Here is a 24,640-nt window from a genome sequence, read left to right as displayed (position 1 = left end):
GTCAGGTCGTCAGTCGAACAGGACGACGCCGCGGATGTTCTTGCCGTCGTGCATGTCGACGAACCCCTGGGCGATGTCGTCGAGCGAGTAGGTGGTGGTGACGAGCCGGTCGAGATCGAGCTTGCCGCTGCGGTACAGCTCGATCATCCACGGGATGTCGGCGCTCGGAGCGGATGCGCCGAACAGTGAGCCCTGGAGGCGCTTCTGGTACAGGGTCAGCTCGAGCAGGCTGATCGGCAGTCCCACGTCCTCCATCTTCCCGAGGCCGGTCACGACACACGTGCCTGCCTTGCGGATCGAGGAGAATGCCTGCGCGACATGCTCACCGGTGGTGACGCCGACGGTGACGATCGCCGAGTCGGCGCCCTGCCCGTTGGTGAACGAGCGGGCGATGTCGGTGGCCTCCTCCATCGTGGCGACCGCGTGGGTGGCGCCGAGTTCGAGGGCGGTGGTGCGCTTGAACTCGACGGGGTCGACGGCGATGACGTGCGCCGCGCCGGCGTGCGCGGCACCCTGCACGGCGTTGATGCCGATGCCGCCGACACCCATGACGATGACGGTGTGGCCCGGATACACCTGTGCGGAGTTGACCGCCGCGCCCCAGCCGGTGCCGACGCCGCAGCCCAGGAGACACAACTTGTCGAGCGGCAGGTCCTTGTCCACCTTCACCGCGGAATCGATGCTGACGGTGGTGTACTCGCTGAACGTGCCGAGTCCACAGGTCTGCGCGACGGGTGCGCCGTCGAGGGAGAGGCGGTAGCTGTTCGGATCGTCGGGGCGTCCGCCGGTCATGATGGCGGCGCCGCGGTCGCACAGGTTCTGCAGGCCCTTGGCGCACCAGCGGCAGCGTCCGCAGCCGGCGAGGAACGAGAACACGACGTGGTCGCCGACCTCCCAGCCGAGGGTGTGCGGGCCCACCTCGACGACGATGCCGGCGCCCTCGTGGCCACCGCAGATGGGGTAGCGGCCGACGCCGTGGTCGCCCTTGGCGATGTGATCGTCGGAGTGGCACAGGCCGGACGCGACCATCTCGACGGTGATCTCGTTCTGGCGGGGGCCCTCGAGTTCGAGGTCGACGACCTTGTAGGTGCCGGGGGCGTCGGTGATCACGGCGGCGCGGGTCTTCACGGGTGTCCTCCTGACGAAACGAAACAATGTGCTCCGCATCACTATTCGTCCGGAGTGTCCGTAAATGTGACTGTGATCTCACTCAACGGAACACGGGTCGGGCATCGACCTCCCGGGACAACAGGTCGGCGACCGTCTCCCTGCGGACCAGTTCGCGGGCAGTGCCGCCCCGGACCGCAACGACCGGTGGCCGCCCGACACCGCCGTACGGGGACGCGAGGCTGTGGTGGTAGGCGCCGGTGCACGGCATCGCGAGCACATCCCCGGGATGCAGATCGCCGGGCAGCAGCACCCCACGGGCCAGGGTGCGGTCGGAGCCTCCGTGCCGGCCCCGCACCGTCGTCGGAACTCCGGCGGCAACCGGATGCCGGTTGGCGACTGCGATGTCACGGCGGCCGTCGTTCGCGGCGTCCCACGGGCAGTCGCCCGAGCCGCCGTCGACGGTGACGCTCCGGATGCCGTCGGCGTCCGTCTCCGTCGACACCACCCGGTAGAGGGTGACGCCGGCGCGGGCGACGATCCCGCGTCCGGGTTCGAGGACGATCGTGGGGCGCGGAAACCGGTTGCGGGCGCACGCCTCGTCGAGGGCGTCGGCGATGTCCCGGGCGAGGGCGGCGAGGTCGAGTTGCGGGCCACCCGGGTACTCCGGGACGGCGTGCCCGCCGCCGAGATCGAGTTGGGTGAGGACGATGCCGTGGTCGCGGCGGACCTGTTCCATCTGCCCGATCAGGTCGACGATCGCGGTGCCGAAGACCCGGCTGTCGGTGATCCGGGACCCGAGCCGGCAGTGCAGTCCGACCGGATCGAGATCCGGTCGATCGAGCACGAGACGCGCCGTGGCCGCGATGTCGCTTCCGGGTTCGGCGTGCACGAGCACCCGTCGGGGTGCCGAACCGGTCGGCGACGTCGTCGAGGGCGACACCGCCGACGGTGATGCGACCGACGGCGTCGTGGCCGGTGGTGGCCGGCCACAGCGCCGGGTCGAGGCGCGGCGTCATCGCGGCGCGGAGGGACGGAAAGATGTCGAGCAGAGTCACCGGCGTACTCCTGGAAGTGGGGGTTCCCCTTCAGGAGTACGCCGGTGCCCGGCGCCGGGTCCGGGTCTTGACGACTACTTGACGCCGTCCCGGCCGGATCTGACGCGTGGTTGACGCGGAAGCGGTCAGCCGCCGAGCTTCTTGTAGAACGTGCCGACGATGGGGGCGATGACGGCGCGGGGACTGTACTGGCCGGCCATCGACATGCCCTTGCTGAGGATGCCGGGCACGATCCGCATCTTGTTCTCGGCGAGGGCGTCGAGCGACACCTTCGCGACGTATTCGCTGGAAATCCACAGGAAGTCGGGGACCAGCCTGTCGACGATCGACGCCTCGGCGGGGTCGGGGATCTCGGTGCGGACCGGGCCGGGGGCGAGGAGGGTGACGTGCACGCCGCTGCCCTTGAGCTCGCCGCGCAACGATTCCGAGAACGTGTTGACGAATGCCTTCGTCGCCGCGTAGGTGGCGTTGTTGGGGATCGGCATGTTGCCGGCCGCCGAGCCGACCATGAGGATCGCGCCGGACTTGCGTTCGAGCATCCCCGGCAGCACCGCGAGGGTCAGGTCGTGGACGGCGACCGCGTTGAGCTCCACCTGGTCACGCTCGTAGCCCGGATCGAGCTCGGCGACCGGACCGAACGTCGCGATGCCGGCGTTGTTGCACAGGATCGAGATCTCCCGCTCCGCCAGCTCCGCGACCAGCGGGGCACGGCCGTCGCGGTCGGACAGGTCCACGGCGCGGACCTCGACCTCGACGCCGTACCTGCTGCGCAGTTCGGTGGCAGTGGTCTCCATGACGTCGCCTCGGCGGGCGACGAGGATCAGGGAATGCCCTCGCGCGGCCAGTTCGGCGGCGAGGGCCTCCCCGATGCCGGAGGAGGCGCCGGTCACGACGGCGCGGGCGTCAGGGCGGGGATACGGCAGGCTCACGACAGGCCAGCGTAGCGGGTCGCCCCGTGCGCCGCGGTCAGATCCGGGCGGCCAGCCGGGTGCCCTGCTCGATGGCCCGTTTCGCATCGAGTTCCGCGGCGACGTCGGCGCCGCCGATCACGTGGGTGGGCATCCCCGCGACCGTCAGCTCGTCGACCAGGTCGCGCACCGATTCCTGCCCCGCGCAGACCACGACGGTGTCCACCGCGAGGAGACGCGATCTGCCGTCGACGGTGATGTGCAGGCCCGCATCGTCGACACGGTCGTAGGTGACCCCGGAAATCTCCTGGACACCTTTGGCTTTCAGGGTCGCCCGGTGCACCCATCCGGTGGTTTTCGCGAGTCCGGCGCCGATCCGTCCGGGACTGCGTTGCAGCAGGAACACTTCCCGCGGGGACGGGGCCGGCTGCGGCGTGGTGAGTGCGCCCGGTGCAGCCTCGGGGTCGGTGACGCCCCACTCCCGTTTCCACGCCGCGAGATCGAGCGTGGGGGAGTGGTCGTGGGTGAGGAATTCGCTGACGTCGACCCCGATCCCGCCCGCCCCGATCACCGCGACCCGACGCCCGACCGGGGCACCGTCGCGCACCACGTCGGCGTACGACAGCACCGACGGATGGTCGATCCCGGGGATGTCCGGGATCCGTGGGGTGACGCCGGTCGCGACGACCACCTCGGCGAACCGGGAATCGAGCAGTTCCGGTGCGGTGATGCGGGTTCCGAGACGCAGGTCCACGCCGGTGCGGTCGAGGCGACGCCGGTAGTAGCGGACGGTTTCGGCGAACTCCTCCTTGCCGGGGATGCGGCGGGCGATCGCGAACTGGCCGCCGATGTCGTCGCGGGCCTCGAACAGGGTGACGGCGTGCCCGCGTTCGGCCAGGTTCAGGGCCGCGGCCAGTCCGGCCGGCCCGGCCCCGACCACCGCGACCCGCTTCTTCCGGCGTGTCGGCAGCAGGGTCAGCTCGGTTTCGCGTCCGGCCCGCGGATTGAGCAGGCACGACACGTGCTCGTTCGCGAACGCATGGTCGAGGCACGCCTGATTGCACGCGATGCACGTGTTGATCTCGTCGGAGTTGCCGGCCTCGGCCTTGCGTACCCAGTCCGGGTCGGCCAGCATCGGCCGGGCCATCGAGATCAGTTGCGCGGCGCCGCGTTCCAGAATCTCCTCGGCCACCTCGGGCATGTTGATCCGGTTCGACGCCACCACCGGGATGCTCACGTGCTTCGCGAGCTTCTCGGTGACGTCGACGAACGCGGCCCGCGGCACCGACGTGACGATGGTCGGCACCCGGGACTCGTGCCAGCCGATGTCGGTGTTGATCACGTTCGCGCCCGCGGTTTCGATCTCCTGTGCGAGCGCGACGATCTCGTCCCAGGTCTGCCCGCCCTCGACGAGATCGGCCATCGACAGCCGGAACAGGATCAGGAAATCCGGGCCCACCGCGGCGCGGGTGCGGCGGACGATCTCGACGGCGAGGCGGCGCCGCTTCTCGGGGGTGCCACCCCACTCGTCGCGACGCCGGTTGGTGCGCTCGCACAGGAACTGGTTGATGAAATAGCCTTCACCACCCATGATCTCGACGCCGTCGTATCCCGCGGACTGTGCGAGCGTCGCGCAGCGCACGAAGTTGCGGAGCTGCCATCGCACGCCGCGCGCGGTGAGTCGCCGCGGCCGGAACGGGTTGATGGGCGCCTTGATCGACGACGCACTCACGCTCAGCGGCTGATAGCTGTAGCGGCCCGCGTGCAGGATCTGCAGGGCGATCCGCCCACCCGCGTCGTGCACGGCCGCCGTGATCGCACGGTGCCGGCGCGCCTCGAACCGGTTGGTGAGTTTGGCGCCGAACGGCAGCAGCCACCCCGTCCGGTTGGGGGCGTAGCCGCCGGTGACGATCAGTCCGACACCGCCACGGGCCCGTTCGGCGTAGAACGCGGCCAGGCGGCGGGTGTTTCTCGCGCGGTCCTCGAGCCCGGTGTGCATCGAGCCCATGACGACGCGGTTGCGCAGCGTCACGGGTCCGACGTCGAGCGGGGACAGCAGGTGCGGGAACGACGGGGTCATCGGCGGCTCTTTCGTCAGTCGTCGGAAGGGTTCAGGGCGGTCAGTACCTCGTCGCACCATGCGACGAACCCCTCCTCGACGCGGATGCCGCCGCGCAGGACGAGGTACTGGTGCAGGGTGCGGCCGGTGCGTCGGCGGGACGCGGGAAAGTCGTGTGCCTCGATGCGGTGGTACAGCTCGAGGCGGGCGGCGTGATCGTCGCGGTGCCGGCGCACCTCCGCGAGCAGGGCCGCCGGGTCGCCGTACGACGCGCCGCGGATCTTCACGGCGAGCTCGTTGCGCAGATGTCCGGGTTCGGTGGGTTCGGCGATCCAGCGGGCCAGTTCGGCTCGTCCGGCGCTCGATGCCCGGTACACGGTCTTGTCGGGGCGGCCGTCCTGTGCCACGGTCTCGCCCACGACCCATCCGGCGTCGTCCATCCGCTTGAGTACGCGGTAGATCTGCTGGTGGGTGGCGCTCCAGAAGAACCCGATCGACCGGTCGAACCGGCGCGCGAGTTCGTATCCCGAACCGTTCTGTTCGGACAGGGACACGAGGATCGCGTGTTCGAGGGCCACACCGCCATTCTGTATGCAACACGGTGAGTATGCAACGGGGTGTATATACCGACCGGTGGGTCGTCGCCGCGACTCCATCGCGCCGTCCGGATACGCTCCCGCCATGGTCACCGGAGAGGCGGGAATCGGGCAGGCGGCGACGCGTCGTCAGGTCGCGGCATGGGGGCTGTGGGACTGGGGCGGCGCCGCCTTCAACGCCGTCGTCCTCACCTTCGTGTTCTCGGTCTACCTGACCGACGCCGTCGGCGACGACCTGCCCGGCTCGATCTCGGCGAGCACGTGGCTCGGCTGGTCCCTCGGCATCGCCGGGTTCTTCATCGCGGTCCTCGCCCCCGTGAGCGGGCAACGATTCGACGCCACCGGCCGGCGCAAACGCTCCCTCGCGGTCCTCACGTTCCTCACCGTCGCCGCCATGGCCGGCATGTTCTTCGTCGTCGACGACTACCACTATCTGTGGCTCGGACTGGTGCTGCTCGGTTTCGCGTCGGTGATCTTCGAACTCGCCGCCGTCCCCTACAACGCGATGCTGCGACAGGTGTCGACCCCGGAGACCATCGGACGCGTGTCCGGGTTCGGCTGGGCCATGGGCTATTTCGGCGGTATCGCGCTGCTGCTGATCTGCTATCTCGGGTTCATCGCCGGTGACGGCGACACCCGCGGACTGCTCGGTGTCACCACCGACGGAGGCCTGAACATCCGCCTGGTCGCACTGCTCGCGGCGACATGGCTCGCGGTGTTCGCGATCCCCGTCCTCGTCGCCGTCCCCGAGGCCCCGCGCACCGCAGCCGATCCGGGCGCCGCGAAAGCCGGATTCCTCGACTCCTACCGGGTGTTGTGGCGCGACGTCCGCGACCTGTGGAACCAGGACCGGCGCACCGTCGGCTTCCTCGTCGCCAGCGCCCTGTTCCGCGACGGACTCGCCGGGGTGTTCACCTTCGGGGCCGTCCTCGCCGTCACCGTCTACGGACTCGCCGCCGACGACGTCCTCCTGTTCGGCATCGCCGCCAACGTCGTCGCCGCGCTCGGCGCCATCGTCGCCGGACGCTTCGACGACCGTGCCGGCCCCAAAACCGTCATCGTGGTGTCGCTGACGTCCATGCTGATCGTCGGGGTGGCCCTGCTCGCCGTGTCCGGCCCCACCATGTTCTGGATCTTCGGACTGCTGCTGTGCCTGTTCGTCGGCCCCGCACAGTCGTCGTCGCGCACCTTCCTCGCCCGCCTCACCCCACCCGGCCGCGAAGGCCAGCTGTTCGGGCTGTACGCCACCACCGGCCGCGCCGTCTCGTTCCTCGCCCCCACCCTGTTCGGGTTCTTCGCCTGGTGGTTCGGCGCCGACCGCGCCGGCATCGTCGGACTCCTCGTCGTCCTCGCCGGCGGCCTCGCCGCCCTGCTCGCGGTGCGCGCCCCCGATACCGAGCCTGCGGTCGGGCCGAATGTCACATCGGTTCAGTCGGACTGAACGCGTGTGACATTCGGCCACAACGGGGTCAGGCCTTGAAGTACACCAGCTGGTGCGTCGTGGCGAGCAGGACGCCGCCGGTGCCCCAGATCTCCCCGGACTGGTCGAAGTAGCCGCCGCCGAACCGCTGCGCGCGGGCGGTGGCGAGGACGGCGTCGTCGGCCTGGGCCGCGAGCAGGGCCGCGTCGGCGTGGAAGTACACGGTGAGCGACACGGTCCCGGCCGGCAGGTAGCGGCCCAGCCGCAGGAAGGCGCGCGGATAGAAGACGTCGCACAGTGCGGTCAGGGACGGGAAGTCCAGCGGTCGCGGTGGGGTGTCGCGCACCCACAGCGTGCTGGTCGACGTGTCCTGTTCACCGGAGTCCGGGTCGGGCACGGCGCCCTCGACGAACCGCAGCTCGTAGTTGCGGGCCCAGGCGATGAAGTCGGGGAACTCGGTGGCGGCGACGTCGGTGGCCGGCGGGGCGGTGGGGGCGCCGATCTCGGTGGACGACCAGGTGTCGCGTCGAATGCCGAACACTGCGGTGGCGGTGGTGGCGACGACACCGTCCTGGGTCAGTTCGATGCTCCAGTGCTGCGTCGACCGGTTGGTGCGGGTGGGCCGCGCGACGACCTCGAATTCGCCGTCGGCGATCGGCCCGGCGAAGTTGACCGTCAGCGACAGCGGATCACCGAGCCGTTCCGGATGTCGCAGCACCGCCCGCAGCAGAGTGGCGGCGGTGATGCCGCCGAACGGGCCCACCATGTTCGCGTAGGCGGCCGAGGTGTGGCCCCGGAACATGCCGGGTGCGGCGGCCTCGGCGGCGAGTTCGACGGCGTCGTCGAACGGATGTGTGGAAGTGACGGTCTGGGTCACGGCGACTCCTGACAGGTGATGAACCGGTTCCAGGTATGACAACATACATAGAAGTGCTGGGCAACCACGGTGCGATCGAGGAGGAGACGATATGGCGAGGCGACAGGACCCCACCGGCGGCCCCCGGGCCGCGATGATCGACGCCGCGGTCGCGCTGATGCGGGAGCGGGGCGTCGCGGCCACGGCGTTCTCCGACGTGCTGGCCCACAGCGGCGCTCCTCGTGGCTCGGTCTACCACCACTTTCCCCGGGGCAAGGCGCAACTGGTGGAGGAGGCCACCCGATCCGCGGCGGACTACCTCGGCCGCGGCATCACCCGAGTCCTCGGCTCCGGTGACACCGTTTCCGCGCTGCGTGAACTCGTCGACCTGTGGCGCCGCGGACTCGAGGCCACCGACTACGCGGCCGGCTGCCCGATCGCCGCCGCGGCACTCGGCACCGAACCGGCGGCGCGGGACGTCGCGGGCGAGACGTTCACACGGTGGTGTGGGGCGATCGCCGATTCGCTCGTCGACGACGGCATCCCGGTGGCCCGGTCCACGACACTGGCGGTACTCGTGGTCGGGGCGCTCGAGGGGGCACTGGTGATGGCGCAGGCGCAGCGCACGTCGGCGCCGCTCGACGCCGTCGTCGACGAACTCGAGGTGCTGCTCGGCGCGTGACGTCCGCTCACGCCTGCGCGACGCGCGCGAGGATCGCGTCGGCCAGTGCGTCCGGACGCTCCTCGGGAATCCAGTGACTCGCGCCGTCGAGGACGACATAACGGTAGGGGGCGTCGACGAATTCGCCGCACCGCTGCGCCGCCGCCGGCCCGAGCGCCGGGTCCGCGGTGCTCCACACGTAGGTGGTCGGCACCCGTACCGGCGCGAGCTCCCCGAACTCGCGGGTCATGGCCCGGTACCAGTTCGTCGCCGCCGTCAATGCACCCGGCTGCGACAGCAGTCGCACATGTTCGTCGACGAGCGCCGGATCGGGCCCGTCGCCGAACATCGCCCGCAGGCGTCGCGAATCGTCCTCGAGGAGAACCTCTTCCGCCTTTCCTTCCTGTCGGAGCAGGCCGATGTAACCGGAGCGGCGCTGCTGGTCGGCGTCCTCGCGCAGTGCCCAGCCGAATGCGGCGGTGTGCGGAACCGAGACCGCCGTCAGGCTGCGTACCCGCTCCGGCCGGAGACCGGCGACGTGCCACGCGACCGCGGCACCCCAGTCGTGCCCGACCAGATGCGCCGATTCCAGACCGTAGGCATCCAGCAGTCCGACGACGTCACCGACGAGTTCCCCGATCCGGTAGTCCTCGACACGCGACGGCCGGGCACCGGGGGAGTAGCCGCGCTGATTCGGTGCCAGGACACGCAACCCGGCATCGACGAGACGCGGCGTGACCGGGCGCCACGACGCGGCGCTCTCCGGGAAACCGTGCAGCAGAACGATCGGAACACCGTCGTCGCGACCGGCGACGACGACGTCGAATTCCCATTCGCCCAATCGGATTCGATCGTTCCGTGAATCGTCAGTCATGGCGCCACGGTAACGGAACCGGTCGGCGGCGGGAAGGATTCGAGAGTTGCAGGTGACGTGACGTCATGTGCCAGGCTCGGTGTCATGGCCGGTCGGGACGAGGTGGAACGGATCGTCGTGGGTGACGCCGCGCGCAGGTGCGGGACCACGGTGCGCACGCTGCAGTACTACGACCGGATCGGGCTGTTGGTCGCGGACCGCGACGACAGCGGTCGCCGCCGCTACGGTCCGGAACACCTGGAGCGGCTCCGCATGATCCAGTTGCTCACCGGTGCGGGACTACGACTCGACGAGGTCGGTGTGGCGCTCGACCGGCAGGCCGGGCTGCCGCTGATCGAGACGTACGAGGAACAGGTACGGCTGCTCGAACTCGCGGAACTGCGGCTGCGGTGCCAGCGGATCGTGCTGGCCGCGGTGACGCAGGTGCTGCGGGAACATCCGGAGGCCCGCGTGCCCGCGGGTGTCGTGGCCGCCACCATGAGCCTCGACCGCACCCTGCTGCGTCATCCGGGGGTGGAACGCGCCGACACGGCGGCACCCGCGCTGCCCGAGGCCGGCGTCGAGCGGGTGATCACCACGTACTTCGGGTGGAAGGCTGCCGCGGTCCAGGCGCTGTTGCTGGTGGAGAACGGGGTGCCGGCCGATACTCCCTCGGGCCGACGCCTCGGCCGGGAATGGCAGGCGACAGTGGAGCATGCGCTCGCAGGCCCGCCCGACGGAACCGGTGACCTGTACCGCGAGACGGCGGACACCGATCACGAATGGCCGGCAGAAGATCTTGTCCTGCATCGGAAGACAAAGGAGTTCCTGGACCGATGTCTACGCGTCGTACAGCGGAAGTAACTGCCGTCGTGATCGCCGCCGTGGCCCTGGCCTGGTTCTTCCTGCGGGACACCACACCGGTGGGGCATTTCGACTCGGCCGGCGACAAGGACCGCTATCTGGCAGCGTACGACGACGCGATGCGGGAGATGCCCGAGCCGGAACAGGTGCTGGACGTGCGGACCGGGTACGGGATCGTGCGGGTGTACCGGTACGCCGGCCCCGAGGAGGTCGGCGGACGGGAACCGTTCCTGCTGCTTCCCGGAACTCGTTCGGGAGCAGCTGTATTCGCCGACAACATGCCCGCACTGCTCGCCCAGCGTCCGGTGTACGCCCTCGATCTGTTGGGGGAACCGGGCATGAGCGTGCAGGACCGCCCGATCGACACCCCCACCGACCAGGCGCGCTGGCTGCACGAGGTCCTGTCGGTACTGCCCGAACCGGGATTCCACGTGCTGGGGCTCTCGATCGGAGGCTGGACCGCTGCCAACCTGGCCGTCCACGAACCCGGGAAGGTGGCGAGCCTGATCCTGATCGAGCCGGTGCAGACCTTCGCCGGGCTCTCCGCGGAACTGGTGCTGAGGTCGCTGCCGGCGAGCGTGAGCTGGTTCCCGAGATCGTGGCGGGACAGCTTCAACAGCTGGACCGCCGGCGGCGCGCCCGTCGAGGACACCCCGGTCGCCCGGATGATCGAGGCCGGAATGTCCACGTACACCACGGCACTGCCGCAACCCGGCCGGATCGAGCCGGACCGGCTCCGGGACCTGCAGATGCCCGTCCTGGTGATCCTCGCCGGCGACTCACCGATGCACGACAGCGACGCCGCCGCCCGGACCGCCCGCGACACCCTGCGCCACGGCACCGTGACGGTCTACCCCGGGGCATCGCACGCGATCAACGGTGAACAACCGGACCGGATCGCCGTCGACATCGAGAACTTTCTCGCCACCGGCCCCTGACGGCCCGGACGATTGCGATCCCGACCCCGTCGAGTCCCCGATCGCGTCGGACTACGAACTCGTCACCACGAACCGGCGGCTCGATGTCGAGGCGTCCGATGTGGAACTCGAGAGCGACCTGTCCGGTAGCGGGCCGTCCCGTGACCGTGCGCTCGTCTGCACCGACGAGTTCAGGCACGCCCGCGAGGCGGCGGAACTGCGCGGCCTGGGATTCTCGCTGCGGACCGGCTACACGAAGAGCGACTTCTGGGGGGAGAGCGGCACGTCTACCGCGCGGGATCCCAGGCGCCGATGCCCAACCCGATCAGACGCAGTTGCTTCCCGGCACGATCGAGCACGGCACGCTCACCGGAGGATCCGGGGCGGTCGACTTCGAGGAGGTCGACGACGGCGGCGAGCATCGCCTGGACGATCAGATCGGCCGCCATCTCGAGATCCTCGACGTCCCAGTCGGCCAGGGCCGGTGTCCGGCCGAGGTCGACGGTGAGTTCGCTGACGAACAGACGCAGTTCGGTCGCGATGGCGCGCCGCACCTCGGGGACGCCGCCGTACCGTTCCCGTGCGACGAACCGGAACTCCGCCTCGTGGGCACGCACCTGACGGGCCAGGACGTCGAGGGAGGTACGGGCGGTCGTCGGGCCGGGCGACCGGCGGGCGTCCCGCAACATCCGGCGCAGGACCCGCATGCTGTCCTCGGCCAACACGACACCCAGCTCCTCCATCGACGCGAAGTGTCGGTAGAAGGCGGTGGGCACGAGGCCGGCCGCGCGGGCGACCTCCCGCAGGCTCACGCTCGCGAAACTGCGGTCGGCGTGCAGTTCGAGAGCGTGCTCCAGCAGGGCCTGCCGCGTGCGTTCCTTGCGCTGCGCGCGGGTCTCCACCGGGTCGGTCACGGCGTCGAGTGTAGGCAGCGCGCCGCGGCCGCCCGAACCGATCGTCGGGTGACCGGCGTCACGTCCGGTCGCCGTTGACAGATGTGGGGTACTCCCGTTCACACTAATCAGTGTACGAGTGTGCACTGAAAAACTCTCGTGAGGAGATGCTCATGACGGAGAGTTCCCTGCAGCGACCGAGGCGTCGGCCGCTGCTGTCCCTGCTGGAAGCGCTCGCGACGCCGCACGCGGTGGACCGCTACCTCGAGTTGCTCGATCCGATGGTCACGGCCCGCGAGACGCGGGCACGCGTCGAACGGGTGGAACGTCCGACGCCGGATTCCGTCGTGCTCGAGCTGCGGCCGACGCGGCAGTGGCGCGGGGCGCGAGCCGGGCAGTTCGTGCAGGTCGGCATCGTGATCGACGGGGTGCGGCACACCCGCTGCTACTCGCCGACCGACCCCGAACGCGGCAGCGGCGACAGGGTCACGCTGATCGTTCGCGGACACCGCGACGGGCTGGTCTCGCAACATCTCGTCCGTCATGCGACCGAGGGTGACGTGGTCGACCTGTCCACGGCGGCAGGAGAATTCGTTCTTCCCCGGTCGCGTCCCCGCCGGATCGTCCTGATCAGCGGCGGCAGCGGCATCACCCCGGTGCTGTCGATGCTGCGCACCCTCGCCGACGAAGAGTTCGACGGCCGGGTCGCGTTCCTGCACTACACCCGCGCCCTCGGTGACGTCCCCGTCCTCGGCGAACTGCACGCACTCGCGCGGGAGCGGGCGAACATCGCCGTCCGTGTCGTCGAGACATCGGTCGAGGGGCGTCTGGCGCGTGAGCACCTCGACGACGCGGCACCCTGGCTGGGGGCGGACTCCGAGGTGTTCGTGTGCGGGCCGGGCACGCTCGTCGACGCCGTCGCCGACCTGCTCGACGCCGGCCAATTCGGTGCACGCATGCACACCGAAATGTTCACGACTGCGGCACTCGCACCGATCGGCACCGCAGACGGCACGATCTCGTTCGCCCGCAGCGGGGTGACGGCGGAGAACACCGGGGCGAGTCTGCTCGAGCAGGCCGAGGCGGCGGGCCTGCGGCCCGAGCACGGCTGCCGGATGGGGATCTGCTTCTCGTGCACCGCCGTCAAACGATCCGGACGCACCCGCGACATCCGCACCGGCGACACCCACGACGACCCGGACCAGCCGATCCAGCTGTGCATCTCGGCGCCGGTCGGCGACGTCGAGATCGACGTCTGACCCCACCGGCCCACCACGATCAGAGGAGAAACCCATGTTCGGAATCAGTCTGCCCGGGTTCCTGTCGATACCCGGGTTCCTTCGCCGCGGGCATCGCGACGAGGATCCGCAGGTGACCGTCATCGGTTACGACGACGTCGAGGCACTCGGCCGCGAACTCGACGCGCTGCGTGACGAGGTCGTCGCCGACCTCGGTGCCGCAGACCGCGAGTACATCTATCGGATCATCAAGGCGCAGCGCAGTTTCGAGGTCGCCGGCCGCGGCCTGATGTACCTGGGATTCCTGCCGCCGTTCTGGTTGGCGGGAGTGGGGGCACTGTCGATCTCGAAGATCCTCGACAACATGGAGATCGGGCACAACGTCATGCACGGCCAGTACGACTGGATGCGTGAGCCCGGCCTGAACTCGCGGGTGTTCGAGTGGGACACCGTGTGCCCGGCGGATCAGTGGAAGCACTCGCACAACTACCTGCACCACACCTACACGAACATCGTCGGCCGTGATCGTGACATCGGGTACGGCATCCTGCGGATGGACGAGGCGCAGCGCTGGAACCCCTACTATCTGGGAAATCCGCTGTATGCGACCGCGCTGATGTTCCTGTTCGAGTGGGGCGTGATGCTGCACGACCTCGAGGCCGAGAACGTGATCCAGGGCAAGCGCAGATGGTCGGACGTCGAACCGCTCGTGCGGGGCTGGTGGCGCAAGGCCGGCCGTCAGGTGCTCAAGGACTACGTGCTGTTCCCGGCACTCACCGGCCCGCTGTTCGTCTCGACACTGCTCGGGAACGCGACGGCCAACGTGGTCCGCAACGTGTGGGCGTACTCGATCATCTTCTGCGGCCACTTCCCGTCCGGCGTACAGAGTTTCACCGAGGACGAGACCGCCGACGAGACGCGCGGCCAGTGGTACCTGCGGCAGATGCTCGGCAGCGCGAACATCACCGGAAGCCCGCTGTTCCACATCATGTCGGGCAACCTGTCGCACCAGATCGAGCACCACCTGTTCCCGGACATCCCGGCCCACCGCTACCCGGAGATGGCGCCGCGGGTGCGTGAACTGTGCGAACGCTACGACCTGCCCTACAACACCGGCGGCTTCTTCCGGCAGATCGGCACGGTGTGGGCCAAGATCTTCCGGCTCGCACTGCCGCCCGCGCTCACCGGCCGTCCCGCGGCCCGCGGTGTTATCGTCGAGCATCGGAAAACCGCTGCATGAGAGGCACATCGAACATGGTGGGGAAGTTCGAACGCGGCAAGGACACGGTGCAGGAGCTCACCGAGTCCGCGGCCACACACGTCGGCAGGATCGCCGTGATCATCGCCGGGGCCGTCCGGGACGTCACCCGGGAAGTGGGTGACTGGATCACCGACGGGATCGAGATGCGCGAGGCCGCCCAGAAGGCCCGCGAAGATCGGGAACGACAGGCGCCCGACGAAAACTGAACCGGGGCAAAGAAATCGGGCCCGGCACCTGTGACAGGTGCCGGGCCCGATCCCGTATGTGGGTCGATCAGATGACGCCCATGGCGAACATTGCGTCGGCCACCTTCACGAAGCCGGCGATGTTGGCGCCCAGGACGTAGTCGCCCGGCTTGCCGTACTCCTCGGCCGTGGTGGAGCAGCGGTGGTGGATGTCGCGCATGATCTTCGACAGCCGCTCGTCGGTGTAGGAGAAGCTCCAGGAGTCGCGCGACGCGTTCTGCTGCATCTCCAGCGCGGAGGTGGCGACGCCACCGGCGTTGGCGGCCTTGCCGGGAGCGAACGCGACACCGGCCTCGCGGAACACCGTGATACCGCCGGGGGTGGTGGGCATGTTGGCGCCCTCGGCGACAGCCTTGACGCCGTGGTTCACCAGGGTCTTCGCGGCGACGTCGTCGAGCTCGTTCTGCGTGGCACACGGCAGCGCGATGTCACACGGAACGTTCCAGATGGTGCCGCCGGGGAAGAACTCGGCGTCGGTGCGCTCGTCGACGTACTCGCAGATGCGTCCGCGACGGACCTCCTTGATCTCCTTGAGCAGCTCGACGTCGAGACCGTTGCGGTCGACGATGTAGCCCGAGGAGTCGGAGCACGCGATGGCGGTGCCACCGAGCTGGCGGATCTTCTCGATCGCGTAGATGGCGACGTTGCCCGAGCCGGACACGACGGCCTTCTTGCCCTCGATGGAGTCGCCCTTGGCGGCGAGCATCTCGGCGACGAAGTAGGCGGCACCGTAACCGGTGGCTTCCTTGCGGACCATCGAGCCGCCCCAGGTGAGGCCCTTGCCGGTGAGGACGCCCGACTCGTACGAGTTGGTGAGCCGCTTGTACTGGCCGAACAGGTAGCCGATCTCGCGGCCGCCGACACCGATGTCACCGGCCGGCACGTCGGTGTACTCGCCGATGTGGCGGTGCAGTTCGGTCATGAACGACTGGCAGAAACGCATGATCTCGGCCTCGGAACGACCCTTGGGGTCGAAGTCCGAGCCGCCCTTGCCGCCGCCGATGGGCAGACCGGTGAGGGAGTTCTTGAAGATCTGTTCGAAGCCGAGGAACTTCACGATGCCGAGGTTGACGCTCGGATGGAAGCGCAGGCCACCCTTGTAGGGGCCGAGCACGCTGTTGTACTGCACCCGGAAACCACGGTTGACGTGGATGTTTCCGTTGTCGTCCTGCCACGGAACCCGGAAGATGATCTGCCGCTCCGGCTCGCACAGTCGCTCGATCAGAGCGCCGTCGGCGTAGTTGGGGTGGCGATCGAGCACGACAGTGAGCGACTCGAAGACCTCGGCGACCGCCTGGTGGAATTCGGGCTCGCCAGCATTGCGGAGGAGGACCTGCTGATAAATCTCCTCGACGCGGTCGCGTACAGACACGTTCACCTACCTGATTTCCGTGAGAAGTTTGAAACCTTGCCGTCACAGCCTAGGCCGGAGGGGGTGGTGGTTTCGACGGTTACCAGGGGAAAGTGAGATTAGCCACGTGTAAACATCGTGTTACACGCTTGCGAAGATCAGCGTACCGACGAGTGAGTTCGACGGCTACCGGTTGGCGGAAATGTCGCATCTGTACCGATCAGGGACCGTTCGAAGGGGGCCGAACGTCGACGAAATCGTGTTTCCGGCGCGTAACACCCCTAGGTGTCGGCGGTCCGTGGTTCGATCTGGGTTCGATGATCATTTCGGGGAAACGTCGGCCGGGTTGCCGTGCGCGCACTGTCTTCCCTTCGCACGGTTGGGAGGACTCGGTCGGTGACAGGCAAGTGGAATGCAGGCGCGCGGAGGTGGGCGGCCGCGGTGTCGGCGACGGCGGTGACGGTCGGACTGTCGGTGGCGATGGCGACGCCGGCGAGTGCGGTCGGTGGTCCGTGCGGTCAGGTCAACGGCAGCTCGGGCAGCGGTGGCAGCTCGGGGAGTCTCGGCAGTTCCGGGCTGACCGGCAGTCTGATGGGCAGTCTGGGTTCGGGAAGCCTCGGCAGTGCCACGGGGTCGCTCGCCAACTCGCTGCCGTGGATCACCGGATCGCCCGACGGTGCGCTGCCGGTCCTGTCCGGCAGGACCAAGGCCGTCGAGATGGTCACCGGGCCGGGCAGCCCGAACAAGACGATCGATCGTTTCAGCGTCGCCGGCACCGATCTGGGCATCATGTGGGACAACGGATCCGGTCAGGTGCTCATGGCGTTCGGTGACACCGTCGGCGACTGCGACGAGCCCGGCGACCAGTGGCGCAGCAACGTCCTGTTCCGCAGCAGCGACACGACGCTGAGCGACGGCATGCGACTGGACGATTCGCCGCTCGCGGAGACGCCGCAGAACTTCTCCCGACAGGTGATCCAGGGGCTGCTGGGCCAGAATCCCGGTAGCTTCCCCGAGTTCACCGTCATCCCCACCGGTGGTGTCGCGGTCGACGGCAAACAGTACGTGCGCTGGATGTCGGTGCGGTCGTGGGACACCCCGGGCGAGTGGACGACGAACTATTCGGGTCTCGCGGAGTCCTCGGACAACGGCGACACGTGGAAGACGCTGCCGCAGACGGTGCGACTCAACCGTGAGGGCGTGTTCGACGGCGTCGACGTCCCGGGGATTCCCGCCCTGGCCTCGGCCAACAAGAACTGGCAGATGAGCGCGTTCGTTCCGGATCGCGGCGACGGCTTCGTCTACGAGTTCGGTACCCCGTCGGGCCGCTCGGGTGAGGCCCGTCTGGCCCGGGTTCCGGCGACCTCGGCCGGCATGACGGACCTGACCCAGTACGAGTACTGGACCGGATCGCAGTGGTCGTCCGACATCGATGCCGCGAAGCCCGTGATCAAGGGCCAGGTCAGCGAGCTGTCGGTGCAGTGGAACGACTATCTCGGCAAGTACATTGCGATGTACACCGATGTGAGTGGTCTGGTGATGCGTCAGGCCGATTCGCTGACCGGCCCGTGGAGCGGCAAGCAGACGCTCATCAGCTCGGTGACGCTGCCGTCGCTGTACGGCGGACTGATGCACCCGTGGTCGCAGGGCAAGGACCTGTACTTCGTGCTCACCACATGGGACCGCTACAACGTCATCTACATGCGCACCGACCTCAGCGGCATGAGGATGACGTCGACGGACACCGCCGACCGCCCGGACCCCGGCACCACCGGCGAACAGCAGCTGCTGCGTGTCGAAACCCCGGAACAGGGTGAGATCCTGCAGCTCGATCCGCAGAAGTAGTTCGGCGACAGCCGATTACGACGGCCCGCCCCCGAAGCCTCGGGGGCGGGCCGTCGCGCGTCACACGTCGAGCTCCTCCGCCCAGCGGGCGTGCCGATCCGGGAAGCAGCGTTCGAGGAGATCGGACATGATCGACGGGGCCGTCGAAGCTCCCGGCGACGCCCCGAGCAGTCCCGCGATCGTCCCGTCGGCGGACGTCACGAGCTCGGTGCCGAGGACGAGGACACCGAGCCCGCGCGGATCGGGTTTCACCAGCTGGGCCCGCTGGCCCGCCGTGACGAGACGCCAGTGCGCGGGATCGGCCGTCGGGTAGAAGCGTCGGAGCTGGGCGAACTTGCGGCCCCGGGTCGCGAGCAGCTGGCCGATCAGATAGCGCACCAGCGGCAGGTTGCGGGCAGCCGCTCCGGCGAGGGTGCGGAGGTTGTCGCGGCGCACCGTCGCGAAGAAGTCGGTGAGCCGGCCGGCCCGAAGAAGCCGGGTACTGAACGTGGCGTACGGGCCGAACATCAGCGACGCGCGACCGTCGACAACCCGTTTGTCGAGATGGGGGACCGACATCGGGGGAGCGCCGGACGGTGCCTGGCTGTACACCTTCGCGTCGTGCGCGGCGACCACGGAGGGCTCGTCGGTGCGCAGGAACTGGGCACCGACGGGGAGGACGGCGTAGCCCCGCACCTCCGGAACACCGGCCTTCTGCAACAGGCGGAGTGTGGCACCGCCCGCCCCGACGAAGACGAACCGGGTGCGGAGCGTGAACCGGAGCCCGGTCGCACGATCACGCCCGCCGACCTTCCAGCTGCCGTCCGCGCCACGGGTCACCGACGTCACCTCGTGGCGGAGAAGTAGCCGGGAGCCGGTGTCTCGCACTATGTTCGTGAGCTCGTGGGTGATCGCGCCGAAGTCGACGTCGGTACCGTCCTCGAATCGTGTCGCCGCGATCGGTTCACCCGGCGGGCGGCCCCGCATCACGAGCGGCGCCCACTCGGCGATCGTCCGGGGATCTTCCGTGTACCGCATTCCGGCGAACATCGGTGAACGGTGCAGGGTGTCGTAGCGTCGGCGCAGATACGCGACGTCACGGTCGCCGAACACCACCGTCATGTGGGGGACCGGGGTGATCGCGGTGCATTCCGATTCGGGGGTGCCGGTCAGGGCCGACCAGAACCGGCGGGTCACCGCGAACTGTCGGGCGATCTCCTCGGCGCGTGCCGCGTCGTGCGGGTCGGGCATGTAGTTGAGTTCGCACGCCCCGGTGTGGCCGGTGCCGGCGTTGTGCCACGGATGTGAACTCTCCGCGGCGAGCCGGTCCCGGCGCTCGATCACGGCGATCCGCCAGTCCGGTTGCACGCGGGCCAGCAGTGCGCCGAGTGTTGCGGACATGATGCCGCCGCCGACGAGGACGGCGTCGAGAACCTCGTGTGGCACACCGTGTTCGGTGTCGGTCCGTGATGTCCGAGTCATCGTGATCCCTTCCTCGATGTGGGTTCGGGACCATGCTGACCCGGATCGAACAACCCGTCCAACGAACAGATGACCGGAATATCATCCACATATGGATGAATATGTGTGGGGGCACGCCGACGAGCTGGTCCCGCTGCTCGCGGCGTTCGACGCGGCCGCCGAGGAAGGACACATCACCCGTGCCGCGCACGACCTCGGAATCCCACAGTCCACGTTGAGCCGACGGATCCGAGCGGTCGAGAACGTGCTCGGTGTCGCCCTGTTCCAGCCGGTGGGGCGCGGAGTGGCGCTCACCCCGCAGGGGCGCGAATTCCACGAACGCACGCGGGGAGTGCTGCGCGCACTGGAGGATGCCGCGGCGGCCGTGCGCAGCAACGCCGACCCGGACAGCGGGCTGGTGCGGTTCGGATTCCCGCTCACCCTGGGCCCGGTGAGCATTCCGGCGCTGCTCGCAGACTTCCATCGGAGCGCACCGCGGGTGCGGCTCCACCTCGTCCAGGCACACGGTGAGGATCTCGTCGATCGGATCCGCGCCGGGAACCTCGACCTCGCAGTGGTGATCCCGGCGCCGGAGGACCTACCGACGACTCGACTGGGACATCAGGAGATCCGGGCCGTCGTCCCACGCGGCCACCGACTGGCCGGACGGAGACGCGTCGCCCTCGGTGATCTCGCCGGCGAACCGTTCGTCGCGAACCCGCCCACCTACCATCTGCGCCGGCAACTCGACTCGTGGTGCGCGGAGGCAGGATTCTCGCCCCGAGTCGTCTTCGAGATCACCGAATTCGAGACGCTGCGCTCACTCGTCGCCCACGGCCTCGGCGTCGCCCTGCTACCCGACGCCGAGACCGAACACACGGATCTGGTGAGCATTCGGCTCGACGGGAAACGCCGCCGCACCATCGGACTCGTCACGGGCGGACACCGCCCCACCCCGGCCGTCGACCGGCTGCGCCGGCACCTCGAGGAACGGTTCGCGACCACCGGAGGGTGGTGAACGACCACAGGTCGGAGGGTGCGACCTCGATCAGTCCTCTTCCGGGAAACTCGCGTCCGTGGTGTTCTGGACGGGTCACCGCTGCGGCCTCCCGGAGCGGGGCGGATCATCCGAATGTCGAGGAAGATGCCATGACCACAATTCATCTCCATCAGACGACCACCGCGACGCCCGAACAGTTCCTTGCCGGTCTCACCGACTTCGGCCCGGGTCGCGAGGAACTCTTCGGCAACAGTGCAGACAGTTACCTCGAACTACACCACGAGGGTCCCCATGATGCCGATGTCACGGAGGGCTCGAGCGGTATCTGGGAACGCCTGCACTACGACTGGACCGACCCCCATCGCGTCGTGATGACGACCACCGACTCCAACCTGTGGGGTGGTGCCTCGGGCCACACCTACACTCTCACTCAGCAGCCCACAGGCGGGACCGACGTGGACGTCGTCGTGGTCCGGGACGGCAAGAACCTCAGGGGACGGCTTCTCGCGATCGTGCTCGGGGCCTTCGGCACCCGCGTATTGGGGAAGCAACTCGAGAAGTCCGTCGAGGCCATCGAGGCTCGTAATCAAGGCACGAGCGGGAAGGGCACGCCGACATCGGAAGGGTGAGCCGATCGCTCCGCTCCCTATCAGGCAACACCATCCTGAAAATGGTCAATGACCAGGTGTTTTGTGGTGCCCCCGGCAGGAATCGAACCTGCGACCTAGAGATTAGAAGGCTCTTGCTCTATCCAACTGAGCTACGGAGGCGCGGGCAGAAGCATACCCGCTGGGTCGGGCGGTACCGCGAGTCCGGTCGTCAGTTCCATCGGACGACGTGGGTGTGGGGGGTGTAGTGGGTGATGTCGGCGCCGGCGGAGCGGGTCATGGCCTGCCGGCAGTGGGGGGTGGTGATGATGTGGAGGAGTTCGGTGGTGGCGGGTTGGAGGTGCCGGCGGGCGAGGGTGGTGGCGCACCAGTCGCCGTCGGCGCGGAGGTCGGGGCCGTCGACGACGCCGAGGGTGCCGTCGAACAGTTCGTCGCCGACGGCGTAGCGGAGGGCGACGGTCAGAGCCGTCGACTGCCGGACCGCTTCGATCGCCGACGCATCGCTGGGGAAGACCCGCTTGTGGCTGTCCGGGATGCCGAGGCCGCGCAGCATGTGCCGCATCGGCCCGTCGCCGGCGGCCGCGGACGGGCCGAGGAACCACTGTTGTTCCCGTAGCCGCGACAGCGGGGGGCTGGTGTGGGCGAGGGGATGGTCGGCGGCACACACCGTCAGCACCTCGTAGTGCAGGAACGGGCACACCGACAGTTGGCCCCGTTTGTCCGGGGCGCGGGGGCCGAGTGCGACGTCGACGGCCCGGGAGGCGACGAGGTCGGCGAACCGTCGCACCGGATGGACGCTCACCTCCACGGACAGGTTCGTCGCCGCCGACGCGAACAGATCGACCAGACCGGGCGCGGCATGTTCGGCGAACAGGGGTGACGCCGCGATCCGCAGCATCCGCCGCCCGTGTCCGGCCTGCCCCACCTCGATGGCCGTCTGCCGCTGCAGTCCGAGGATCTCGGCCGACCGTCCGGCGAGGCACAGGCCGCCGGGGGTGAACACCAGCCCGGACGGGCCCCGGCTGTACAGGGGATCGCCGAGTTCCTTGCGGAGTTGCGCGATGTGCATCGAGACACCGGAATCGGTCATGCCCAGTTCCCGTGCCGCCGCCCGAACCGAGCCGAGCCGCACCACCGCGGAATAGGCTCGCAGCTGAGCGGGTGTCACGGATCGAAGAGTACGGTGCCCCGACCGTCGGCAATCGAAAATCCCCGGTGGTGGAAGGACTGTGCGGTGTTCGTGACCGGACCGGTACCGACGGCGGTGTGTTCTCGGTCTCCGGCGGCGACCGGTCGGTACGCCGAAGCCGCCGAGGCCTGAGTCCGACGCATTGTCGTAGGTCTTACCCTGGTTGCTATGGCAACACCCCTGCGAGAGCAGTCGGAGCACGCTTCCGTTTCCCCTCCCCGCGCCGGTTCCGGACCCCTCTACGCCGTCAGCGGCGCCCTCGCGGGTGTCGTTGCCGCGCTGGTCGTCGCTCTGTCGGCGTCACAGGCACTCGTCCTCATGGGCATCCCCGACCCCGGCCCGTTCACCACGTACGGGCTGCCCGCGATCCGCGCGGTCAGCGAGATCGCCGCCGTCATCGCCGTCGGCTCGCTGCTGTTCGCGGCGTTCATGGTGCCGCCGCAGAAATCCGGTGTCCTCGACGTCGACGGATATCGCGCCGTCCGCACCGCGTCGCACGCCGCGCTGGTCTGGGCGGCGTGTGCGGTGCTCCTCGTCCCCCTGACCCTGTCGGACACGTCGGGGCAGCCGTTCTCGGTGGCGATCCAGCCGGACAACCTGTGGTCGGCGATCGGCCAGGTCCAGAACGCGGTCGCCTGGGCGTGGACGGCGGGCCTCGCGCTCGTCCTCGCCGTCACGACCCGTATGGCGCTGCGCTGGTCGTGGACACCGTTCCTGCTGCTGCTGAGCATCGTCACGATGATGCCGCTCGCACTCACCGGTCACTCGTCGTCGGGTGGATCCCACGACGTCGCCACCAACAGCCTCATCTGGCATCTCGTCGGTGCCGCGTTCTGGGCCGGTGGCCTGTTCGCGCTGCTCGCGCACGCCCGCCGCGGCGGCGCCCACACCGACGTCGCGGCCCGACGTTTCTCGCTGGTCGCGACGATCGCCTTCGTCGCGATGGCCGTCAGTGGCGTGATCAACGCCCTCGTCCGGATGCAGCTCGACGAGGTGTTCACCACCACGTACGGGCGCCTGGTCGTCGCGAAGACCGTCGCCCTGATCCTCCTCGGCGTGTTCGGTTACCTGCAGCGCCGCAAGTCGCTGCCGGCCCTGGCCGCGGATCCGCAGTCCCGGGGTGCCCTCGTCCGGTTCGCCGGCGCCGAGGCCCTCGTGTTCGCCGCCACCATCGGTATCGCGGTCGGCCTCGGTCGCACCCCGCCCCCGCCGCCGGCGTCGATCCCCACCCTGAGCGAGGTCGAACTCGGCTACAACCTCGCCGGGCCGCCGACGTTCGGACGGCTGCTGTTCGACTGGCGGTTCGACCTCATGTTCGGCACCGCGGCCATCGTGCTCGCCGTGCTCTACATCATGGGCCTGTACACCCTGCGCAAGCGCGGCGACTCGTGGCCGGTCGGCCGGACCATTGCGTGGTTCTCCGGTTGCCTCGTGCTGCTGCTCGCGACGTCGTCGGGTGTCGGCCGGTACGCAACGGCCGTGTTCAGCGTCCACATGGGTGCGCACATGGCGTTGTCGATGCTCGCCCCGGTGCTGCTCGCACTCGGTGGCCCGTTCACGCTGGCGCTGCGCGCCCTCAAACCTGCCGGTAAGGACGGGGTTCCCGGGCCGCGGGAATGGCTGCTGAGTTTCCTGCACAGCCCCATCTCCCGGTTCCTGACGCAGCCGCTGGTCGCGGCCGTGTTGTTCGTCGGCGGTTTCTACGTGCTGTATCTGGGTGGCATCTTCTCCGCCTCCGTGGACAGCCACGCCGCGCACCTGGTGATGAACCTGCACTTCCTTCTCAGCGGTTACCTGTTCTACTGGGTGATCATCGGGGTCGACCCGTCGCCGCGGACCCTGCAGCCCGTCACGAAACTCGCGGTGGTGTTCGGATCGCTGCCGTTCCACGCCTTCTTCGGCATCACGCTGATGAGCATGGGCGAGGTCATGGGCGCCACCTTCTACCGTTCGCTCGGCCTCGGCTGGAACGACGACCTGCTGCGCGATCAGCAGCTCGGTGGCTCCATCGCGTGGGCGACCGGCGAGATGCCGCTCGTGATCATCATGCTGGCGCTGCTCGTGCAGTGGTCGCGCAGTGATCAGCGGACCGCGAAGCGTGTCGACCGGGCCGCCGAACGTGACGACGACGCCGACCTCGCCGCCCACAATGCGATGTTCGCCGAACTCGCCCGCCGTGACCGGGAGTCCAGCCTGTAGCACACCCCGCCGACAGGAACACCCCGGAACGTACGGTTCCGGGGGTGGCTGTGGATACGACTTGCGTTCGTC

The 24,640-nt window shown here is 68.9% G+C and carries 21 protein-coding genes, 1 tRNA gene and 1 pseudogene; 11 read left to right on the top strand and 12 right to left on the bottom strand.

Features of this window, described 5'->3' with window-relative positions; genetic code table 11:
• Positions 1-9 precede the first annotated feature (9 nt).
• The 5 genes and pseudogenes from Q5696_RS14190 to Q5696_RS14170 form a co-directional block, all read right to left on the bottom strand.
• Positions 10-1,128: an NDMA-dependent alcohol dehydrogenase gene (locus Q5696_RS14190; protein WP_305091967.1), complete on the bottom strand. Its 1,119-nt coding sequence runs from the start codon at positions 1,126-1,128 to the stop codon at positions 10-12.
• Between the two features lie 82 nt (positions 1,129-1,210).
• A pseudogene (locus Q5696_RS14185) lies at positions 1,211-2,165 on the bottom strand (diaminopimelate decarboxylase family protein).
• Positions 2,166-2,290: 125 nt separating this feature from the next.
• Positions 2,291-3,094: a mycolate reductase gene (gene cmrA / locus Q5696_RS14180; protein ID WP_305091966.1), complete on the bottom strand. Its 804-nt coding sequence runs from the start codon at positions 3,092-3,094 to the stop codon at positions 2,291-2,293.
• Between the two features lie 37 nt (positions 3,095-3,131).
• Entirely contained in the window at positions 3,132-5,153 is a 2,022-nt protein-coding gene (locus Q5696_RS14175) for an NADPH-dependent 2,4-dienoyl-CoA reductase (RefSeq protein WP_305091965.1), read from the bottom strand.
• Between the two features lie 14 nt (positions 5,154-5,167).
• On the bottom strand, positions 5,168-5,710 hold the full coding sequence (locus Q5696_RS14170; protein ID WP_305091964.1) for a PadR family transcriptional regulator: 543 nt from the start codon (positions 5,708-5,710) through the stop codon (positions 5,168-5,170).
• 103 nt (positions 5,711-5,813) lie between these two features.
• On the opposite strand from Q5696_RS14170, the gene Q5696_RS14165 reads away from it, so the two are divergent.
• Positions 5,814-7,169, top strand: coding sequence for an MFS transporter (locus Q5696_RS14165; RefSeq protein WP_305091963.1), 1,356 nt, complete (start codon positions 5,814-5,816; stop codon positions 7,167-7,169).
• 28 nt (positions 7,170-7,197) lie between these two features.
• Here the strand turns inward: Q5696_RS14165 and Q5696_RS14160 are convergent, their stop codons facing one another.
• The gene (locus Q5696_RS14160) at positions 7,198-8,025 is read right to left on the bottom strand and encodes an acyl-CoA thioesterase (RefSeq protein WP_305091962.1); all 828 of its coding nucleotides are present in this window, start codon (positions 8,023-8,025) and stop codon (positions 7,198-7,200) included.
• Between the two features lie 91 nt (positions 8,026-8,116).
• On the opposite strand from Q5696_RS14160, the gene Q5696_RS14155 reads away from it, so the two are divergent.
• A complete protein-coding gene (locus Q5696_RS14155; protein WP_305091961.1) occupies positions 8,117-8,686 on the top strand; it encodes a TetR/AcrR family transcriptional regulator in 570 nt (189 codons plus the stop codon).
• Positions 8,687-8,693: 7 nt separating this feature from the next.
• Here the strand turns inward: Q5696_RS14155 and Q5696_RS14150 are convergent, their stop codons facing one another.
• Positions 8,694-9,539, bottom strand: a complete 846-nt coding sequence (locus Q5696_RS14150; protein WP_305091960.1) for an alpha/beta fold hydrolase — start codon at positions 9,537-9,539, stop codon at positions 8,694-8,696.
• Between the two features lie 84 nt (positions 9,540-9,623).
• Here Q5696_RS14150 and Q5696_RS14145 point away from each other — a divergent pair, with 84 nt between their 5' ends.
• Together Q5696_RS14145 and Q5696_RS14140 are read left to right on the top strand one after the other, a co-directional pair.
• Positions 9,624-10,382 carry a MerR family transcriptional regulator gene (locus tag Q5696_RS14145; protein WP_305091959.1) on the top strand — a complete coding sequence of 253 codons (759 nt, stop codon included), beginning with the start codon at positions 9,624-9,626 and terminating at the stop codon, positions 10,380-10,382.
• Positions 10,355-11,320 (top strand): alpha/beta fold hydrolase, encoded by a 966-nt coding sequence (locus Q5696_RS14140; protein ID WP_305091958.1) that lies wholly within the window; start codon positions 10,355-10,357, stop codon positions 11,318-11,320. The genes Q5696_RS14145 and Q5696_RS14140 overlap by 28 nt, the downstream gene beginning before the upstream one ends.
• Before the next feature lie 266 nt (positions 11,321-11,586).
• Here the strand turns inward: Q5696_RS14140 and Q5696_RS14135 are convergent, their stop codons facing one another.
• Complete coding sequence (locus tag Q5696_RS14135; protein WP_305091957.1) at positions 11,587-12,213, bottom strand: TetR family transcriptional regulator; 627 nt, start codon at positions 12,211-12,213, stop codon at positions 11,587-11,589.
• Between the two features lie 152 nt (positions 12,214-12,365).
• Here Q5696_RS14135 and Q5696_RS14130 point away from each other — a divergent pair, with 152 nt between their 5' ends.
• The 3 genes from Q5696_RS14130 to Q5696_RS14120 are packed head-to-tail and all read left to right on the top strand — an operon-like array spanning position 12,366 to position 14,897.
• A complete protein-coding gene (locus Q5696_RS14130; RefSeq protein WP_305091956.1) occupies positions 12,366-13,451 on the top strand; it encodes a ferredoxin reductase in 1,086 nt (361 codons plus the stop codon).
• Positions 13,452-13,485: 34 nt separating this feature from the next.
• On the top strand, positions 13,486-14,670 hold the full coding sequence (locus Q5696_RS14125) for a fatty acid desaturase family protein (RefSeq protein ID WP_305091955.1): 1,185 nt from the start codon (positions 13,486-13,488) through the stop codon (positions 14,668-14,670).
• 14 nt (positions 14,671-14,684) lie between these two features.
• Complete coding sequence (locus tag Q5696_RS14120; protein ID WP_305095297.1) at positions 14,685-14,897, top strand: hypothetical protein; 213 nt, start codon at positions 14,685-14,687, stop codon at positions 14,895-14,897.
• A 67-nt stretch (positions 14,898-14,964) separates the two neighbouring features.
• Here Q5696_RS14120 and gdhA read toward each other — a convergent pair whose 3' ends face one another.
• Entirely contained in the window at positions 14,965-16,308 is a 1,344-nt protein-coding gene (gdhA, locus tag Q5696_RS14115) for an NADP-specific glutamate dehydrogenase (protein ID WP_305091954.1), read from the bottom strand.
• Between the two features lie 459 nt (positions 16,309-16,767).
• Between gdhA and Q5696_RS14110 the strand changes: the two genes are divergently transcribed.
• On the top strand, positions 16,768-18,132 hold the full coding sequence (locus Q5696_RS14110) for a glycoside hydrolase family 183 protein (RefSeq protein ID WP_305095296.1): 1,365 nt from the start codon (positions 16,768-16,770) through the stop codon (positions 18,130-18,132).
• A gap of 60 nt (positions 18,133-18,192) precedes the next feature.
• Here Q5696_RS14110 and mqo read toward each other — a convergent pair whose 3' ends face one another.
• Positions 18,193-19,593, bottom strand: a complete 1,401-nt coding sequence (gene mqo / locus Q5696_RS14105) for a malate dehydrogenase (quinone) (RefSeq protein WP_305091953.1) — start codon at positions 19,591-19,593, stop codon at positions 18,193-18,195.
• 91 nt (positions 19,594-19,684) lie between these two features.
• Here mqo and Q5696_RS14100 point away from each other — a divergent pair, with 91 nt between their 5' ends.
• Positions 19,685-20,590, top strand: coding sequence for a LysR family transcriptional regulator (locus Q5696_RS14100; RefSeq protein ID WP_305091952.1), 906 nt, complete (start codon positions 19,685-19,687; stop codon positions 20,588-20,590).
• A gap of 131 nt (positions 20,591-20,721) precedes the next feature.
• Positions 20,722-21,201, top strand: a complete 480-nt coding sequence (locus tag Q5696_RS14095; RefSeq protein ID WP_305091951.1) for a hypothetical protein — start codon at positions 20,722-20,724, stop codon at positions 21,199-21,201.
• A 64-nt stretch (positions 21,202-21,265) separates the two neighbouring features.
• Here Q5696_RS14095 and Q5696_RS14090 read toward each other — a convergent pair.
• Together Q5696_RS14090 and Q5696_RS14085 are read right to left on the bottom strand one after the other, a co-directional pair.
• Positions 21,266-21,342 (bottom strand) — tRNA-Arg (locus Q5696_RS14090).
• 49 nt (positions 21,343-21,391) lie between these two features.
• On the bottom strand, positions 21,392-22,348 hold the full coding sequence (locus Q5696_RS14085; RefSeq protein WP_305091950.1) for a LysR family transcriptional regulator: 957 nt from the start codon (positions 22,346-22,348) through the stop codon (positions 21,392-21,394).
• A gap of 189 nt (positions 22,349-22,537) precedes the next feature.
• Here Q5696_RS14085 and Q5696_RS14080 point away from each other — a divergent pair, with 189 nt between their 5' ends.
• A complete protein-coding gene (locus Q5696_RS14080) occupies positions 22,538-24,568 on the top strand; it encodes a bifunctional copper resistance protein CopD/cytochrome c oxidase assembly protein (protein ID WP_305091949.1) in 2,031 nt (676 codons plus the stop codon).
• The last annotated feature ends 72 nt before the right edge of the window (positions 24,569-24,640 follow it).

Source organism: Prescottella sp. R16, assembly GCF_030656875.1.
Classification (GTDB): Bacteria; Actinomycetota; Actinomycetes; order Mycobacteriales; family Mycobacteriaceae; genus Prescottella.
Note: the sequence above shows the minus strand (reverse complement) of the source record. Positions and strands in the feature narration are given on the sequence as shown.

Coding starts and splice junctions, on each gene's coding strand:
- Q5696_RS14080 (WP_305091949.1), top strand. CDS start 22,538: ATGGCAACACCCCTGCGAGAGCAGTCGGAGCACGCTTCCGTTTCCCCT.
- Q5696_RS14130 (WP_305091956.1), top strand. CDS start 12,366: ATGACGGAGAGTTCCCTGCAGCGACCGAGGCGTCGGCCGCTGCTGTCC.
- Q5696_RS14110 (WP_305095296.1), top strand. CDS start 16,768: ATGGCGACGCCGGCGAGTGCGGTCGGTGGTCCGTGCGGTCAGGTCAAC.
- Q5696_RS14175 (WP_305091965.1), bottom strand. CDS start 5,153: ATGACCCCGTCGTTCCCGCACCTGCTGTCCCCGCTCGACGTCGGACCC.
- Q5696_RS14120 (WP_305095297.1), top strand. CDS start 14,685: ATGGTGGGGAAGTTCGAACGCGGCAAGGACACGGTGCAGGAGCTCACC.
- Q5696_RS14095 (WP_305091951.1), top strand. CDS start 20,722: ATGACCACAATTCATCTCCATCAGACGACCACCGCGACGCCCGAACAG.
- Q5696_RS14165 (WP_305091963.1), top strand. CDS start 5,814: ATGGTCACCGGAGAGGCGGGAATCGGGCAGGCGGCGACGCGTCGTCAG.
- Q5696_RS14140 (WP_305091958.1), top strand. CDS start 10,355: ATGTCTACGCGTCGTACAGCGGAAGTAACTGCCGTCGTGATCGCCGCC.
- Q5696_RS14150 (WP_305091960.1), bottom strand. CDS start 9,539: ATGACTGACGATTCACGGAACGATCGAATCCGATTGGGCGAATGGGAA.
- Q5696_RS14155 (WP_305091961.1), top strand. CDS start 8,117: ATGGCGAGGCGACAGGACCCCACCGGCGGCCCCCGGGCCGCGATGATC.
- mqo (WP_305091953.1), bottom strand. CDS start 19,593: ATGACTCGGACATCACGGACCGACACCGAACACGGTGTGCCACACGAG.
- Q5696_RS14145 (WP_305091959.1), top strand. CDS start 9,624: ATGGCCGGTCGGGACGAGGTGGAACGGATCGTCGTGGGTGACGCCGCG.
- Q5696_RS14125 (WP_305091955.1), top strand. CDS start 13,486: ATGTTCGGAATCAGTCTGCCCGGGTTCCTGTCGATACCCGGGTTCCTT.
- Q5696_RS14100 (WP_305091952.1), top strand. CDS start 19,685: ATGGATGAATATGTGTGGGGGCACGCCGACGAGCTGGTCCCGCTGCTC.